The organism is Streptomyces sp. BK79, assembly GCF_044142145.1.
In the GTDB taxonomy this organism is placed as follows: domain Bacteria; phylum Actinomycetota; class Actinomycetes; order Streptomycetales; family Streptomycetaceae; genus Streptomyces.
Map to the genome: position 1 here is coordinate 294,741 of NZ_JBHVOC010000005.1, position 12,389 is coordinate 307,129.

11 protein-coding genes are annotated in these 12,389 nt (G+C 70.5%); 5 read left to right on the forward strand and 6 right to left on the reverse strand.

The features are described from left to right. The first annotated feature begins 148 nt into the window (after positions 1–148). From ACFIF2_RS08615 to ACFIF2_RS08625, 3 genes are read left to right on the forward strand one after another with little or no spacing between them, the layout of a single operon-like run. Positions 149–889: a class I SAM-dependent methyltransferase gene (locus ACFIF2_RS08615; RefSeq protein ID WP_395571931.1), complete on the forward strand. Its 741-nt coding sequence runs from the start codon at positions 149–151 to the stop codon at positions 887–889. Further along, entirely contained in the window at positions 886–1,296 is a 411-nt protein-coding gene (locus ACFIF2_RS08620; protein WP_395571932.1) for a hypothetical protein, read from the forward strand. The genes ACFIF2_RS08615 and ACFIF2_RS08620 overlap by 4 nt, the downstream gene beginning before the upstream one ends. Continuing rightward, complete coding sequence (locus ACFIF2_RS08625; protein ID WP_395571933.1) at positions 1,188–1,616, forward strand: DedA family protein; 429 nt, start codon at positions 1,188–1,190, stop codon at positions 1,614–1,616. The genes ACFIF2_RS08620 and ACFIF2_RS08625 overlap by 109 nt, the downstream gene beginning before the upstream one ends. Here ACFIF2_RS08625 and ACFIF2_RS08630 read toward each other — a convergent pair. The 3 genes from ACFIF2_RS08630 to ACFIF2_RS08640 all read right to left on the reverse strand — a co-directional run bounded on the left by ACFIF2_RS08630 (position 1,543) and on the right by ACFIF2_RS08640 (position 7,270). Beyond that, positions 1,543–2,277 carry a dienelactone hydrolase family protein gene (locus tag ACFIF2_RS08630; protein WP_395571934.1) on the reverse strand — a complete coding sequence of 245 codons (735 nt, stop codon included), beginning with the start codon at positions 2,275–2,277 and terminating at the stop codon, positions 1,543–1,545. The two genes, ACFIF2_RS08625 and ACFIF2_RS08630, sit on opposite strands and share 74 nt — an antisense overlap. A gap of 320 nt (positions 2,278–2,597) precedes the next feature. Then, a complete protein-coding gene (gene eccCb / locus ACFIF2_RS08635; RefSeq protein ID WP_395571935.1) occupies positions 2,598–6,935 on the reverse strand; it encodes a type VII secretion protein EccCb in 4,338 nt (1,445 codons plus the stop codon). Positions 6,936–6,949: 14 nt separating this feature from the next. Continuing rightward, on the reverse strand, positions 6,950–7,270 hold the full coding sequence (locus tag ACFIF2_RS08640) for a hypothetical protein (RefSeq protein WP_395571936.1): 321 nt from the start codon (positions 7,268–7,270) through the stop codon (positions 6,950–6,952). A gap of 371 nt (positions 7,271–7,641) precedes the next feature. On the opposite strand from ACFIF2_RS08640, the gene ACFIF2_RS08645 reads away from it, so the two are divergent. Both ACFIF2_RS08645 and ACFIF2_RS08650 read left to right on the forward strand, forming a co-directional pair. Then, entirely contained in the window at positions 7,642–7,845 is a 204-nt protein-coding gene (locus ACFIF2_RS08645; RefSeq protein WP_395571937.1) for a hypothetical protein, read from the forward strand. Continuing rightward, entirely contained in the window at positions 7,842–8,543 is a 702-nt protein-coding gene (locus ACFIF2_RS08650) for a restriction endonuclease (protein WP_395571938.1), read from the forward strand. The genes ACFIF2_RS08645 and ACFIF2_RS08650 overlap by 4 nt, the downstream gene beginning before the upstream one ends. 110 nt (positions 8,544–8,653) lie before the next feature. Here ACFIF2_RS08650 and ACFIF2_RS08655 read toward each other — a convergent pair whose 3' ends face one another. The 3 genes from ACFIF2_RS08655 to ACFIF2_RS08665 form a co-directional block, all read right to left on the reverse strand. Beyond that, on the reverse strand, positions 8,654–10,468 hold the full coding sequence (locus ACFIF2_RS08655) for a hypothetical protein (protein ID WP_395571939.1): 1,815 nt from the start codon (positions 10,466–10,468) through the stop codon (positions 8,654–8,656). Between the two features lie 432 nt (positions 10,469–10,900). After that, entirely contained in the window at positions 10,901–11,473 is a 573-nt protein-coding gene (locus ACFIF2_RS08660) for a GNAT family N-acetyltransferase (RefSeq protein ID WP_395571940.1), read from the reverse strand. Between the two features lie 197 nt (positions 11,474–11,670). Then, a complete protein-coding gene (locus tag ACFIF2_RS08665) occupies positions 11,671–12,297 on the reverse strand; it encodes a TetR/AcrR family transcriptional regulator (protein ID WP_395571941.1) in 627 nt (208 codons plus the stop codon). Positions 12,298–12,389 lie beyond the last annotated feature (92 nt).

Sequence of the window (12,389 nt, forward strand, 5' to 3'; positions counted from 1 at the left end):
ACGCTACTTTTGTCCACTTCGCCACCCTAGGCTTCCGAGCCCTGCCCGCCAGCCGCCGATCAGCCACCAGCACCCCCTACTTTCGTAGGGGAAGGGCGGGACACAAGAGCGGATTCGCAGGGAACGGCTGCTTCATAGCGTCGAAGCCATGGACGACTGGACCACCTCACATGATCGTGTCCTCGCGCAGCGCAACGCCGAGGGCTGGACGTTCCTCCTCGAAGCAGCCCGCGACCTGCGCACCACCGGCGCCCTCGCCCCCAGCAGCAAGGCGCTGGCCCGCCTGCTCACCGACCCGGTGGACGAACACGGCGCGCACCCCTTGAACGTCCTGGAGGCCGGCGCGGGCACCGGCTCGGTCACCCGCACCCTCATCGCCCGGCTCTCCCTGGGCAGCCGGCTGGACATTGTCGAGGCCAACCCCCGCTTCGCCGCCCGACTGCGCGGCCTGGTCCGCTCCCACCCGCACCTGACCGGCGAGCGAGACCGGATCCGGGTCCACCAGGCCTTCGTCGAGGACCTCGACACCGACCGCCACTACGACGTGATCGTCTCCGGCCTGCCCTTCACCAACTTCACCCCCGCCCAGGTCGAGACGATCATGGGCCGGTACCTGGAACTGCTGCAGCCCGGCGGCACGCTCACCTACTTCGCCTACCGCGGCACCCGCTACGCCCGCACCCTGACCGCTTCCCCCGCCGAAGCCCGCCGCCACCGCGCCGTCGAAGACGTCCTTGCGGGCTACCAGCGCCGGTACGCCACCGGCTGCTGGAGCGTGTGGGGCAACCTTCCCCCGGCCAAGGTCTGGTACCTGCACCGGCCTGCCGACCCGGCCACCTCCGCGGCCCCGGCGGTTCCGGCGACCGTCACGCTCGGCGCGAGCCGGTGAACACGCTGACCACTGGGATCGGTCAGGTTCCCGAGCCCACCGCCTACGCGATTCTGGCCGCCTCGGTGCTCGCCGAGTCCGTACTGCTGATCGGCGCGTTCGTCCCCACCCTGACCCTGCTGCTGACCGCCGGTGCGCTGGCCCGCACCGGCGAGCTGGACCTCGTCCTGGTCATCGCCACCGCGTCGTGCGCGGTCATGGTCGGCGACGCCCTCGGCCACCGCACCGGGCACCTGCTGGGCAGCCGCCTGCGCACCGGCCGCATCGGCCGCCGCACTGGCGGCGTGCCGAGGCCCTCATGGCACGACGTGGCGGGCAGGCGGTCTTCCTCACCCGGTTCGTACCCGTCGTACGCACCCTGGCCCCGCACCTGGCAGGTGCCACCCGGACGCCCTACCGCCGCATAGCCCCCTACAGCCTGCTCGCCGCACCTCTGTGGGCGGGCGCCGAAGCCGGCGTCGGATACGCCGCGGCCACCTCCGTCCAGCACACCATCGCTGTTGGCGGCCCCGCACTCGCCATCACCGTCAGCGTGACTGCCGCCGCGATCCTGACCGTGGCCAGGATCCGCCGTCGCAGGCAGACCGGCAGCGCCGACCCCGAGGGGGCAGAAACGGCTGCACGAACGCCCCCTCGGCATAGGACAGTGAGCCTCAGCTGTTGGCCAGGGTGCGGTCGAGGAGGGGGAGCAGGCGGTCCCAGTGGTGCTGCAGCGCGGTGGGGTTGAAGGCGTCGGTGTCGGACATGGTGAAGCCGTGGACGGTGCCGGGGTAGATCTCGGAGGTGTAACCGACGCCCGCGGCGTCCAAGGCCTCGTTGAGCTCACCGAGTGCCTGGGGTGTCATGTCGCCTTCGGCATGGCCGAAGTGGACCTGGGCGGTGAGCTTGGAGAAGAGGTCGGGTCCGTCGACGCCCACGGGGCCGTGGAAGGCGGCGAGGGCGGCCACTCGGCCGGGGTGGGCCGCGGCGGTGCGCATCGCCAGGAGGCCGCCTATGCAGTAGCCGGTCACCGCGACCGGTCCGGCGCCGACCTCGGGCTGGGTGGCGAGGAAGCCCAGGTAGGCGTCGGCGTCGCTCAGGACATGTTCGGCGGTGTGCGCCTCGATCAATGGCATCAGCTGGGCGAAGACCGCAGGCCGGACCTCTTCTCCGATGTGCTCGGGAAGTTCGATCACCGGTGCCGGGCCGTGCCGGTAGAAGAGGTTGGGGACGAGCACGTAGTACCCGTGCCCGGCCAGTTCGCGGGCGATCTCCCGCAGCACGGGCCGAATGCCGAAGCCGTCCGCGTACATCAGCACCCCTGGGTGCCGCTCACCACCGTCGGGGTAGGCGGCGAAAGCGTCGGCCTGGCCGTCCGCGGTGGGAATGTGCAGCGTCTTGGTGAACATGTGTTCTCCTGTCGTGGTTGACGTGTCGAGCTGTGATCAACACGACAGGAGGCGGAGCCCGCGCAGCAGCGCCAGCTCTTCGATCCAGCAACGGGCCGACGCCGGCCCGTAGGGCCCGGGCGCTCAGAGGAGCGCCGGGTCACCGATCCGTGTGTGGCGCAAGGCCGTCCCGGTAGTCATCGGCGTACAAACTAGCCCACCGCGCAGGACCGAGGCCAGCCCTTCAAGAGAGCCGCCCCTCACCATGGTGGACTGGAACTGTCCCCGCCGGTTGGTGGCGGTCTACCAGAGGCGGGCCGGACGGCGGTACCGGAGTGAGGCTACGGCTCGGGCAGCCAGCCGAGCTGGACGAGCCGCGCACCGCCCTTCCGGCTGACGAAGGTCCCCCGGCCCGGGGGCAGGGGGCGCGGTTTCACGTCACCCAGCAGTCTGCCCTCGGCCGCCTCTCCCGAGAGAACGACGCCTTGAGCGCCGAGCTCGGTCATGCGCCGTGACACAGGCTCGAACTGCAGGCGGCTGGCGCCACGGGAGCGGCTGGCGACGATGAACCGGAAACCGGTGTCGCGGGCGGTGGGCAGCAGATCCAACAGTGGGGCGAGGGGATTGCCCCCTGCCGCTGCGACCAGGTCGTAGTCATCCACCAGGACGTACACGGTCGGCCCCGACCACCAGCTCCCGTTCCGCAGCTGCTCCGGGGTGACCCCGCCGTGCGGCCGGCGCTGCTCCATCAGATCCTTGAGCCAGGACGCGATGTCGGCGGCGGGACTGGCGGAGACCACGTACTCCAGCAGATGCGCCGCAGGCATCGAACCCAGCAGTGACCGGCGATAGTCCACCACCACCAGACGTGCCTGGTCGGGGGTGTAGCGCGCCGCCAGCTGATGGGCCAACAGCCGCAGCAGACTTGTCTTGCCCGACTCGCCGTCGCCGTAGACGAGGAAGAACGGGTCGGCGGCGAAGTCGACCCGTACGGGCTGGAGCCGACGCTCCTCGACGGCGAAAGCCACACCCGGCGCCGAGTCCGCCTGTGCGGAGGGCAGTTCGACGGCAGGCAGTACGGCGGGCAGCAGTCGTACGGCAGGCGCCCGCGGGCCCGTCCACGCCTCGTCGACGGCCGTGCACAGCGCGCCGGTGGCCACCGCCAGGCCGGTGGCGTCCTCGACCGCGTCGATACGTGGCACGGCGGCGTAGAAGTGCAGTCTCTCCGGGGTCAGACCACGGCCCGGCATACGTTCCGGGACATCCGCCGCCGCCTTCCGGTCGAAGGCCGAGTCGGCGGGTTCGCCGAGTCTCAGTTCCAGTCGGTTGCCGAGCTGTCCGGCCAGGGATGTGCGGACCTCGATCACGCGGGATGCGGTGAGGACGAGGTGGAAGCCGTAGCTCAGACCGCGCGTGGCGAGTTCGTGCACGTCCGGGACCAGCTCGTCGTACTCGGCGCAGAAACTGGCCCAGCCGTCGACGACGAGGAAGACGTCCCCCCACGGATGGGCCGCCGCACTGGTTTCGTCCTCGGCGCGACGCCGGCGGAAGGTGTCGATCGAGTCGATGCCCTCGCTGCGAAAGAACTCCTCACGCTCGTTCAGGGCGCTGAGCACCTCGGAGACGGTGCGGCGCACCAGGTCGGGCTGGAGACGGGATGCGATGACACCCGTGTGCGGCAGGCCCGCGAGCACCGCCATGCCTCCGCCGCCGAAGTCCAGCCCGTAGAACTGGACCTCCTGCGGTGTGTAGAGCAGCGCCAGCGACGCCATCAGCGTACGCACCAGGGTGGATTTGCCGGACTGCGGCCGACCGGTGATCAGCATATGGCCGTCGGAGCCGCCGAAGTCCTGCCAGAGCACGTCCCTGCGCTGCTCGAAGGGTTTGTCGATGACGCCGACCGGCGCAGCCAGTCGACCTCGCACCGCTGGGCGGTCGGGCGGGTAGAGTCCGCGGTCCGGCAGCGGCGTCATGCCGGCGAGCAGGGAATCGAGGGTGGGCGGCAGGTTCAGGGGAGGGAGCCACACCTGGTGCGCGGGAGGGCCGAGGCCCGTCATCCGGTGGGCGACCACCTCCAGCTCCGAATCGGAAGCGCCGTCGGACCCGGAGGCGTACGCCCCCTGGAAACGGGTCATGGTGTCGGCCCCGGTCTTGAGATAGCCGGCGCCCGGTTGCGCGGGAAGCGTGTAGGCGTCGGACACCCCGAGGACCTGCCGGGAATCCTGGGCCGTCGCGGTCCGCATCGCGATGCGGTACGACAGATGCGTGTCGATATCGCGCAGTTGATTCTCGTCCGCCCGCTGGGCGGCGAGCAGCAGATGGACCCCCAGGGACCGGCCGAGGCGGCAGATCGACAGAAGCATGTCGAGGGAATCTGGTCGCACCGACACCAGTTCGTCGAAACCGTCGACCACGACGATCAGGGTGGGGAGCGGAGCCAGTTGCGCGCCGGCCGCGCGGGCCTTCTCGTAGTCGCTCGCCCTGGCGTAGTTTCCGGCGGCACGCAGCAACTCCTGGCGGCGCAGCATCTCGCCCGTGAGCGCGTCCCGCATCCGGTCCACCAGATCCAGTTCGTCGACCAGATGCGTGACCACCGCGGACACATGCGGAAGGACGTCCAGGTTGAAGAACGTCGACCCCCCGGAGAAGTCCATCAGAACGAAGTTCAGCCGCTCGGAGGAGTGCGACATCGCCAGCCCGAGGCACAGACTGCGCAGCAGCTCGGACTTTCCGGAGTTCTCCGCGCCTACGAGCAGCCCGTGCGGCCCGGAGCCGCCCAGCCGTGACTCCTTCAAGTCGAGCAGCACGGCCTCGCCGGTCAGCGAGACCCCCAGCGCGGCGGTCAGGTCCTGGGCGGTGGACCGTGGGCGCGCCCAGTGAGCGACCGGGTCGAACGTCATCACGTCCGGTACGCCCAGCAGCTCCGCCGGCGTGGGCGACCGCCCGGTCACCCCGGAGCTGTTGTCGAGCGGTGACGCCTTCGGCCCCTGCCAGGCACCGCTGATCCCCTCCACCAGCTCGTCCAGCGCCCGTGTCTCGTCCTCGATGGCGTCCACGTGCCGGTCCGTGGCGCTCGGCGCCGACCTCGCGGCCAGCGCGATCCGGGCCAGTCGCCCGCCCCGGGTCAGCGCGATCCCCGGACTGCCCGGCGGGATCGCGCCGGCCGTGTCGGCATCGATGCGGGACTCCTGGGGGTTCGCCAGGGAGAGTTCGAGCCAGGTGCTGAGATGGAGTGCGAGCTCTTCCGGGTAGTCGCTCCAGCGGTTGGCGGAGACGACCAGATGGATACCGAAGTAGGCCCCGGACTGCGCGACCCGCTGCATCTGCCGGGCGTACTCCGGATACCTCTTGAAGAACTCCGGCCACGAGTCGATGAACAGGAAGATCTCGCCGTACTTCTCCTCCGGGATGTCGCCCCGCGTCCGGCGGGCCCGGAACAGCCGCGGTGACCGGATGCGCATCGCCCCGCAGAGCGCCTCCCGGCGGCTCAACGCGGCCGAGATCCCGTCGATCAGCTCCTGCACCTGACCGGTGTTCGCGTAGTCGGCGACCGCGCCCACATGCGGCAGCCCGCGCAGCCGGGAGAGACCGTCCGGCTCTCCGTGCACGCCGAAGATCTGCAGTTCCTGTGGGGTGTGGGTGAGGGCGAGCGCGCAGGCGATCGTGCTCAGCGTGCTGGTTTTGCCGCTCCAGGTGCCGCCGACCACGCCGATGTGCGCGGCACCGCCGGACAGGTCCAGGGTCAGGGTCTCCTGCAGCCCGTTCTGCGGGTCGTACATACGCCCGATGGGGATCTGGATGGTGCCGTTGCGGGGCCAGCCCGGTGCGCACAGCCCGCGGTCGCCGGTGGGCTGGAGCGCGGGGAGGAGGTCGCCGAGAGGCAGGCCGTCGAGCAGGAACGGGTCGGATTCGGAGCCGGGGCCGCTGTGCCACAGCGCGGCCTTGGCGATCGGGATGTTCCCCTGCACACCGGAGGTGAACTCGGTGGGGTTCTGCGGGACTCCGCTCGCCCTCACATGGGTCTGGATGTACTGGAACAGCTCGTGGGCGGTGACCACGCCGTCGTTGTCGGCGTCGGCCTGACCGGTCTGCAGACCCTCGATGACCGCATCGGTGAAGACGGATCGGAAGGACCCGTGGCGGTGCTGCATCTGTTCGCCTTCGTAGGCGAACTCCAGGGCGTCCGAGGCGGCCATCACATACGTGCCCCGGCCGGCGACCTGGGCGGTCAGCCGACCGCCGTCCTCGGCGAACGGCTCCATGCCCTGGATGAAGGCGCCGCCGTAGCAGCAGTCGAGCAGCAGCACCTTGCCGTCCGCCCGGCAGCGGCTCATCTGTTCCTCGACGAAGCGCGCCGAGACGGCGGTCGACTCGGGCAGGTCGCGGCGGGTGCGTACGGTTCCGAAGAAGAGGCGTCCGTGCCGGTCGCGAATGCCGTGACCGGAGAAGTAGAGCAAGACGGTGTCGGACTTGGAACGCCCGTGGAAGAGCCCTTCGATGTGCTCCTCGACAGACGCCTTGCTCTCGTTGACCAGAACCAGCACCTGGTCGAAGTAGCCGATCTCCTTGTTGTCCAGCAGTGCGCCGAGCCTGCGGGCGTCGTCCGACGGTGAGCGCAGCAGGCGCAGTCCGGGGTCGACGTACTCGGTGGTCGCGACCAGCAGGGCAATGCGTGTCACAGCGATCCCCGCGGTCAGGCGTCGCCCGTCTGCCGACGCCTGATCCAGGCCTCGACGAGTTCGCGCTGCTCGGCGGGCGTCAGGCCCTCCAGCGTCAGCGAGTCGTCGCCCTCAACGATGCTGACCTTCCGTGCCCCGGTGCGTCGGCGCCACTCCGCCACCAGATCGACCAGGGCGCGCAGTGCCGACCGGGAGAAGACCCCGCCGACGACAAGGGCACCGAAGGAGATCGCGGCCGCGCTCTTGGCGCCGGTCGGCAGCTCGGCAGCATCGGGCCGCTCGATCCGGGAGTCCGTGCCGAGGAGCTCAAGTTCGTCCTGGAGGCTGCGGGTCATCCAATCGAGCTCCTCACGGTCGTCGCCGTCCACAACCTCGATCGCCAGCGCAAGACGCAACTCCCGCATACAACACCTCCGTCGGTGACATGCCGCTCGTCTGAGAGCCCTCCCATCTAACAACAAGCGGTGCGACAACGTCATCTGCCCTCTTCGGGTTGGATGTGACCTGACCTGTTATCCCCTTCCTTGATCACCTTTGGTACTGATGTGCTGACGCATTGTCAGTGCCTCCTGTCAGCATGGGCTGTGGTGCGGGGAGTTGTTGCGAGGGGGAGGCTTGCATGCCTTTGGTGCGGTCGTACGTGCGTTCTGGCGGAACACGGGTTCGCGCGCATTCGCGGTGGGCGCCGGGCGCCAGACGGGAAACGATGATCTTCGGTGTGGTGGCCTCGGCCGTGGTCGGGCTGGGCAACGGCAACGGGACCGGCAACGGCAACGTCTCGGCAGGGGAGGGGGAGACGCCGCGGCCGCAGACCACGGTCTGGTACCCGATCCGGTTCGACGACGTTCCCGCTGTGCGGGTGCCCCAGCCTCGTCCCGCGGTGTCGTACCCGATCCGGTGGGAGCGGTGACCCGGCGACGGTCGCCGGCGAGGCGGCGTACGAGGCGGCCCAGTCGGCGGCAGCAGCAGCGGGACGTGCAGCTGGTCGTCTTCGCCGTGGTGGCGGCGGCCGGTGTCGGGCTGGTGGTGATGGTGGTCAACTGGCTGCTGGCGCACTGGTGGGTGCTCGTCGTCGCCCTGGTGCTTGCGGGGATGGCGGGCGTCGGCTGGTTGTACGACCGGCGGCAGCGGGCCCGTTGGGAGGCGGTGCGGGCGCAGGGTCTGCGCTACGGACTGCCGCAGCTGGACGCGCTGCACCACACGCGGTTCGAGGACGCGGTACGGGAGCTGATGCGGCGGGACGGCTGCCAGGATGCCCGGCGGGTTGGCGGACGTGGTGACCTGGGCGCGGACGTGAAGGCCACGGACCCGTTCGGGAGGCGCTGGGTGATCCAGTGCAAGCACCGCCGCAACGGTGCCCAGGGCTTGGCGGTGGGCACGCCGGATCTGCAGGTGCTCAACGGGACGGCCCGGCAGGTGCACGGCGCGGACGTCGCGGTGATCGTCACGAACGGCCGGGTGACCGGACCTGCGGTGGCGTTCGCCAGACAGCAGCGACTGCACGTCGTCGACCGTCAGACACTGGCCGTGTGGGCGTCGGGTTCGCGTCCGCTGTGGGAGCTGCTGCGAGCGGTGCCGCCTCCGCGTCGCCCGACTTCGCTGAGCTGAAGGGCCCTGGGGTGGTGCTGTGGAAGGCCGGGCGACGGTTCGGCAGGCCGGTGAGCGACACGGTTGGGGGAACATCGCCGCAATTCAGCCTCCCCCGAGGCCATATGAGATCAACTCAGCAGTTGCCTGATCGCCGTCACCACAGCCTCGCCCGTCTGCTGAACGGCCGTTCCGGCGACCAGCGCGGGAAGGGAACGGACCGCTGTACGCAGGACGGGGCGGAAGCCGTCGTTCTCCGGGTCCGCCAGGGCGCCCGCCAGCACCGTCGTCTGGTCCCGCAGCGCGTCCGGGTCTCTCAGCAGGGCCGCATTGCAGTCGATGTCCGCGCTGAAGGCGGCCAGGAGGGCGGTGAGGGATTCGAGGGCGTCGGAGGGGACGCCGCCCTGGCCGGTGCCGTTCTGCGTGACGCGGGACAGACGACGGCCGACGGCGTTCTGCACGGTGCCGGTGTTGTCGCCGCCGATGCTGATGCCGGACCCATGGGCGCCGGCAGGCTCGGGGGAGGGGTCCCTGCGCGGAAATCCCGGACTCATGAGCACTCCTTCGGTCGAGGCTGGGGCGGGCGCCGCGGGCATCGTCTGCGCCACCTGGGTCAGCGTCACGCCCCCGGCGAGCTGGATCCCCGCGTTGTTGTCGCCCAGCACTTGGATGCTGTTGATCACCGTGCGCCGGTCGGAGAACGCCTCCGTCGCGAAACCATGGCGTGCGAGCAGTGCCTCCACCGCTTTGAGGACGGCGGCCTGCATCAGTTGGACGTGGCGTTCGGCGTCGGCCTTCTGGTGCAGGTCGGAAACCTCGGGCAGGGACAAGGCGTCGCGCGGACTCAGCGGGCCGTCGCGCTCGACCGGATCCGGCTCCCGCTCCGGCGTCTTGCGGAGCTGCCGCCACAGCACCAGCCACAGCTCCGCCGCACCACGCAGGCCCTCGAGCACCGCGGGCCCGGCCGGTGCGGGCAGTGGCGGCAGAGGTGCCAGCACCTGGGGCCGCAGCGTGACCCGCAGTTCACCGGCCTGGAGCGCCGCGTGCACGAAGAGGCTCACCACCAACTGCCCCTGCCAGCTGACACACTGAGCCCGCAGATACGGCCGCTCCGGCCGGCCCAGACCGCCCGCCGTGTGCGGCGCTCCGGTCCCGCTGCGGCTGCGCTCCAGCCACAGGCCGGCCGGCAGGGCCAGCACCCGGGCCACCGAGAAACCAGGCAGCGGAGCGGTCTCCTCGGTGCTTCCGGGCCCGGACTCACCGTGGCCGGTGGCGTCCAGTGCCGCCCCGATGCTGTCCAGCACTTCAGTCTCACGCAGTGGCACCACGGGTCGCTCGGGCATCCCCGGCCGCAACGGCACGCGCATCTCCGCCGCCCCCCGGGCTTCCCTCCCCGCGCCGATGAAACGACCCGCTCCGTCGTACGGCAGCTCGGTGCCGTTCTGCCGGGTGCGGACCTGTTCCACGCGTCTGCTGGTCCGAGGCCCGACCGACGGCGACCGCTCCGGGGCACTGCCGTCCCGGCTCACCCGGCTCCGCGCAGACCGGGCAGCCATCCCGTCGACGACGTACACCAGCGCCACGGCCGAGGCCAGCACGAAAGGGAACTGGGCGCTGCGCACCCACAGTTCGTGCAAGCTGTCATGTCTCTGTGTCGCGACCAGGGCGAAGACCCAGAACCCGATCAGCGGTATCAGCGCCCAGCTCGGCCCGGAGGAGCCCAGCACCCAGGCGAGGCCGAGCGCACCCACCCATGCCAGGGCCGCGACCGGCGCCCAGACCACGACGGCGCCGAGGACCGCCACCACCGCGATCCGGCGAAGCAGCCGCCACCGACGGACGCGTACTCCGTGCATGAGCACCGGAACCAGATCGAATCCGTACGAGGGGACCGCGCGCGCCGGGTCGCGCAGCACGTCCTTGATCAGATGGGGCAGCAGCGCCACACTCCACGGCCTGGGACCCCCGACACGGGCCGGGCGCGCATAGAGGGCCGTGCAGAGCAGCCGTGTCCCGTCGGAATCCGCCGCCTGCGGCAGTGACTCGCCCGCCGGTAACTCTCTGGTCCGCATCCTTGATGGCTCCCCCGGTCCGGTGCGAACGGTGCGTGGAGGCATCTTCGCCTCACCGGCCCCGATCGCGCCATACCCGCACACCCGTCGAGAGTGCCGGTGCGGTGCGTCGCCCCGAGAAGACTTTCGTCGCGGACCTCTCCCGGTCGATCAGGCGGCGTGAGTACGACAGCCACACGAGCTACTGGATGCTCCGCGATGCGGTTGGGCGGGATCGGTGGCGCAACCGCACACGTCGAGCTCGACGGAACGGCCGCCGGTGACTTCGGTGGGGGTTGCGGACCGATAGGCCGGCGGGTCTCGGTCCTAGCGGTCGGCCGTCGGCGTGGCCGTCGGGTGCCACTCGCGGCGTAGGAGGCCGAAGACCCAGGAGTCGGAGACGTCGCCGTTGACGACGCAGTCCTCGCGGAGGGTGCCTTCGCGGACGAAGCCGAGCTTCTCCAGGACTCGGGCGGACGCTGCGTTGCGGGTGTCGGTCTCGGCCTGGACGCGGTTCAGGTCCAGGGTGTCGAACGCCCACCGCAGGATGGCGTGCGCGGTCTCCGTGGCGTAGCCCTGCCCCCAGGCGGCGGCGTCGAAGACGTAGCCCAGGGACGCGCTGCGGAAGTCCGGGTTCCAGTTGGTCAGGCCGCACCAGCCGATGAACGCGCCGTCGGAGAGGCGGTCGACGGCGACGCGCGCTCCGGTGCCTTCCTCCTCGACCGTCCGGCAGGTCGTGATGAAGCGCTGGGCGCGGGCCGGCTCGGTCCACGGCGGGGAGTCCCAGTAACGCAGCACGTGGGCGCTGCTGTGCAGCGCGTAGAGCGGCGCCGCGTCGGCGTCGGTGAACGGCCGCAGTCGCAGGCGAGCGGTGGGCAGCTCGGGGGTGGGCAAGGTCATGCGGAGCATCCTGCCGCGTCACGCTCGTCCCGACCATCCGTTTATCCAGACGGTCGAAAGATCCCGTGGGCGGGCCGACCACGGGACCGTCCCCGGTCGTTCAGGCGTCTGTTTTCGGTTCGCGGTTGGTGGTCGGGGGTGTGGTCGCCTGCCCGGTGGCCTGACTCCCCGGCCTCAGGGGCGCGGGTGCGGGGCGGTCAGTCGGTGGATGCCCGGGAGGCGTCGAGGGGGGAACGGTAGTGAGCCAGGATTCCCTCGACGATTCCCACCAGGCGTTCCCCCGCTTGTTCGATGCTTCCGTTGTGGGTGCTGACCTGCGCACCTTCTAGCACGAAGGTGATCGCGGCCGCGGCCTGCTCGGGATCGCGCAGTCCGGCTTCGGTGCACATGCCGACCAGTCTGCGGGTCTGGTGAGCCTTGTGCTTCTCGATCACTTGCCGTGCGGGGTGGGAGCGGTCGGGCAGCTCGGCGATGGAGTTGATGAACGGGCAGCCCCGGTGCGAAATCGCCGGCAGTCCCTCGGCGATGAAGCGGGCCAGGCCAAGGATCTGCTCCCTGGGTCGGCCGGGGTGCTCGGCCTCGACCCGGTCGAAGGCCGCCTGGTAGTCGGCGGCGACGATCCGCAGCCACTCCGCGACCAGCGCGTCCTTGGTCTCGAAGTGCCGGTAGATCGCCATTTTGGTGGTCTCGGCCCGCTCGGCGATCGTCTGGACACCCACCCGCCGGATCCCCTCGCTCTGGAAGAGCTCCTCCGCGGCGTCGAGGATGCGCTCACGAGGCGGCAGTTTGGCCACCCTGCCCGGTCTGCTCGCGCCTGCTGCCATGACTGCTCCGTGACTTCCGGTCCGCTGTGGGGCCACTCGATCTCTCCTGTTACGGTACCAGCCAGTCCCGCACCCAAACCACCGGTATGGTT

What these genes read in the sequence shown, in the direction of transcription:
- ACFIF2_RS08615 (WP_395571931.1), top strand. Translation starts at nt 149, where the DNA reads ATGGACGACTGGACCACCTCACATGATCGTGTCCTCGCGCAGCGCAAC.
- ACFIF2_RS08625 (WP_395571933.1), top strand. Translation starts at nt 1,188, where the DNA reads ATGGCACGACGTGGCGGGCAGGCGGTCTTCCTCACCCGGTTCGTACCC.
- ACFIF2_RS08630 (WP_395571934.1), bottom strand. Translation starts at nt 2,277, where the DNA reads ATGTTCACCAAGACGCTGCACATTCCCACCGCGGACGGCCAGGCCGAC.
- ACFIF2_RS08640 (WP_395571936.1), bottom strand. Translation starts at nt 7,270, where the DNA reads ATGACCCGCAGCCTCCAGGACGAACTTGAGCTCCTCGGCACGGACTCC.
- ACFIF2_RS08645 (WP_395571937.1), top strand. Translation starts at nt 7,642, where the DNA reads ATGATCTTCGGTGTGGTGGCCTCGGCCGTGGTCGGGCTGGGCAACGGC.
- ACFIF2_RS08660 (WP_395571940.1), bottom strand. Translation starts at nt 11,473, where the DNA reads ATGACCTTGCCCACCCCCGAGCTGCCCACCGCTCGCCTGCGACTGCGG.
- ACFIF2_RS08665 (WP_395571941.1), bottom strand. Translation starts at nt 12,297, where the DNA reads ATGGCAGCAGGCGCGAGCAGACCGGGCAGGGTGGCCAAACTGCCGCCT.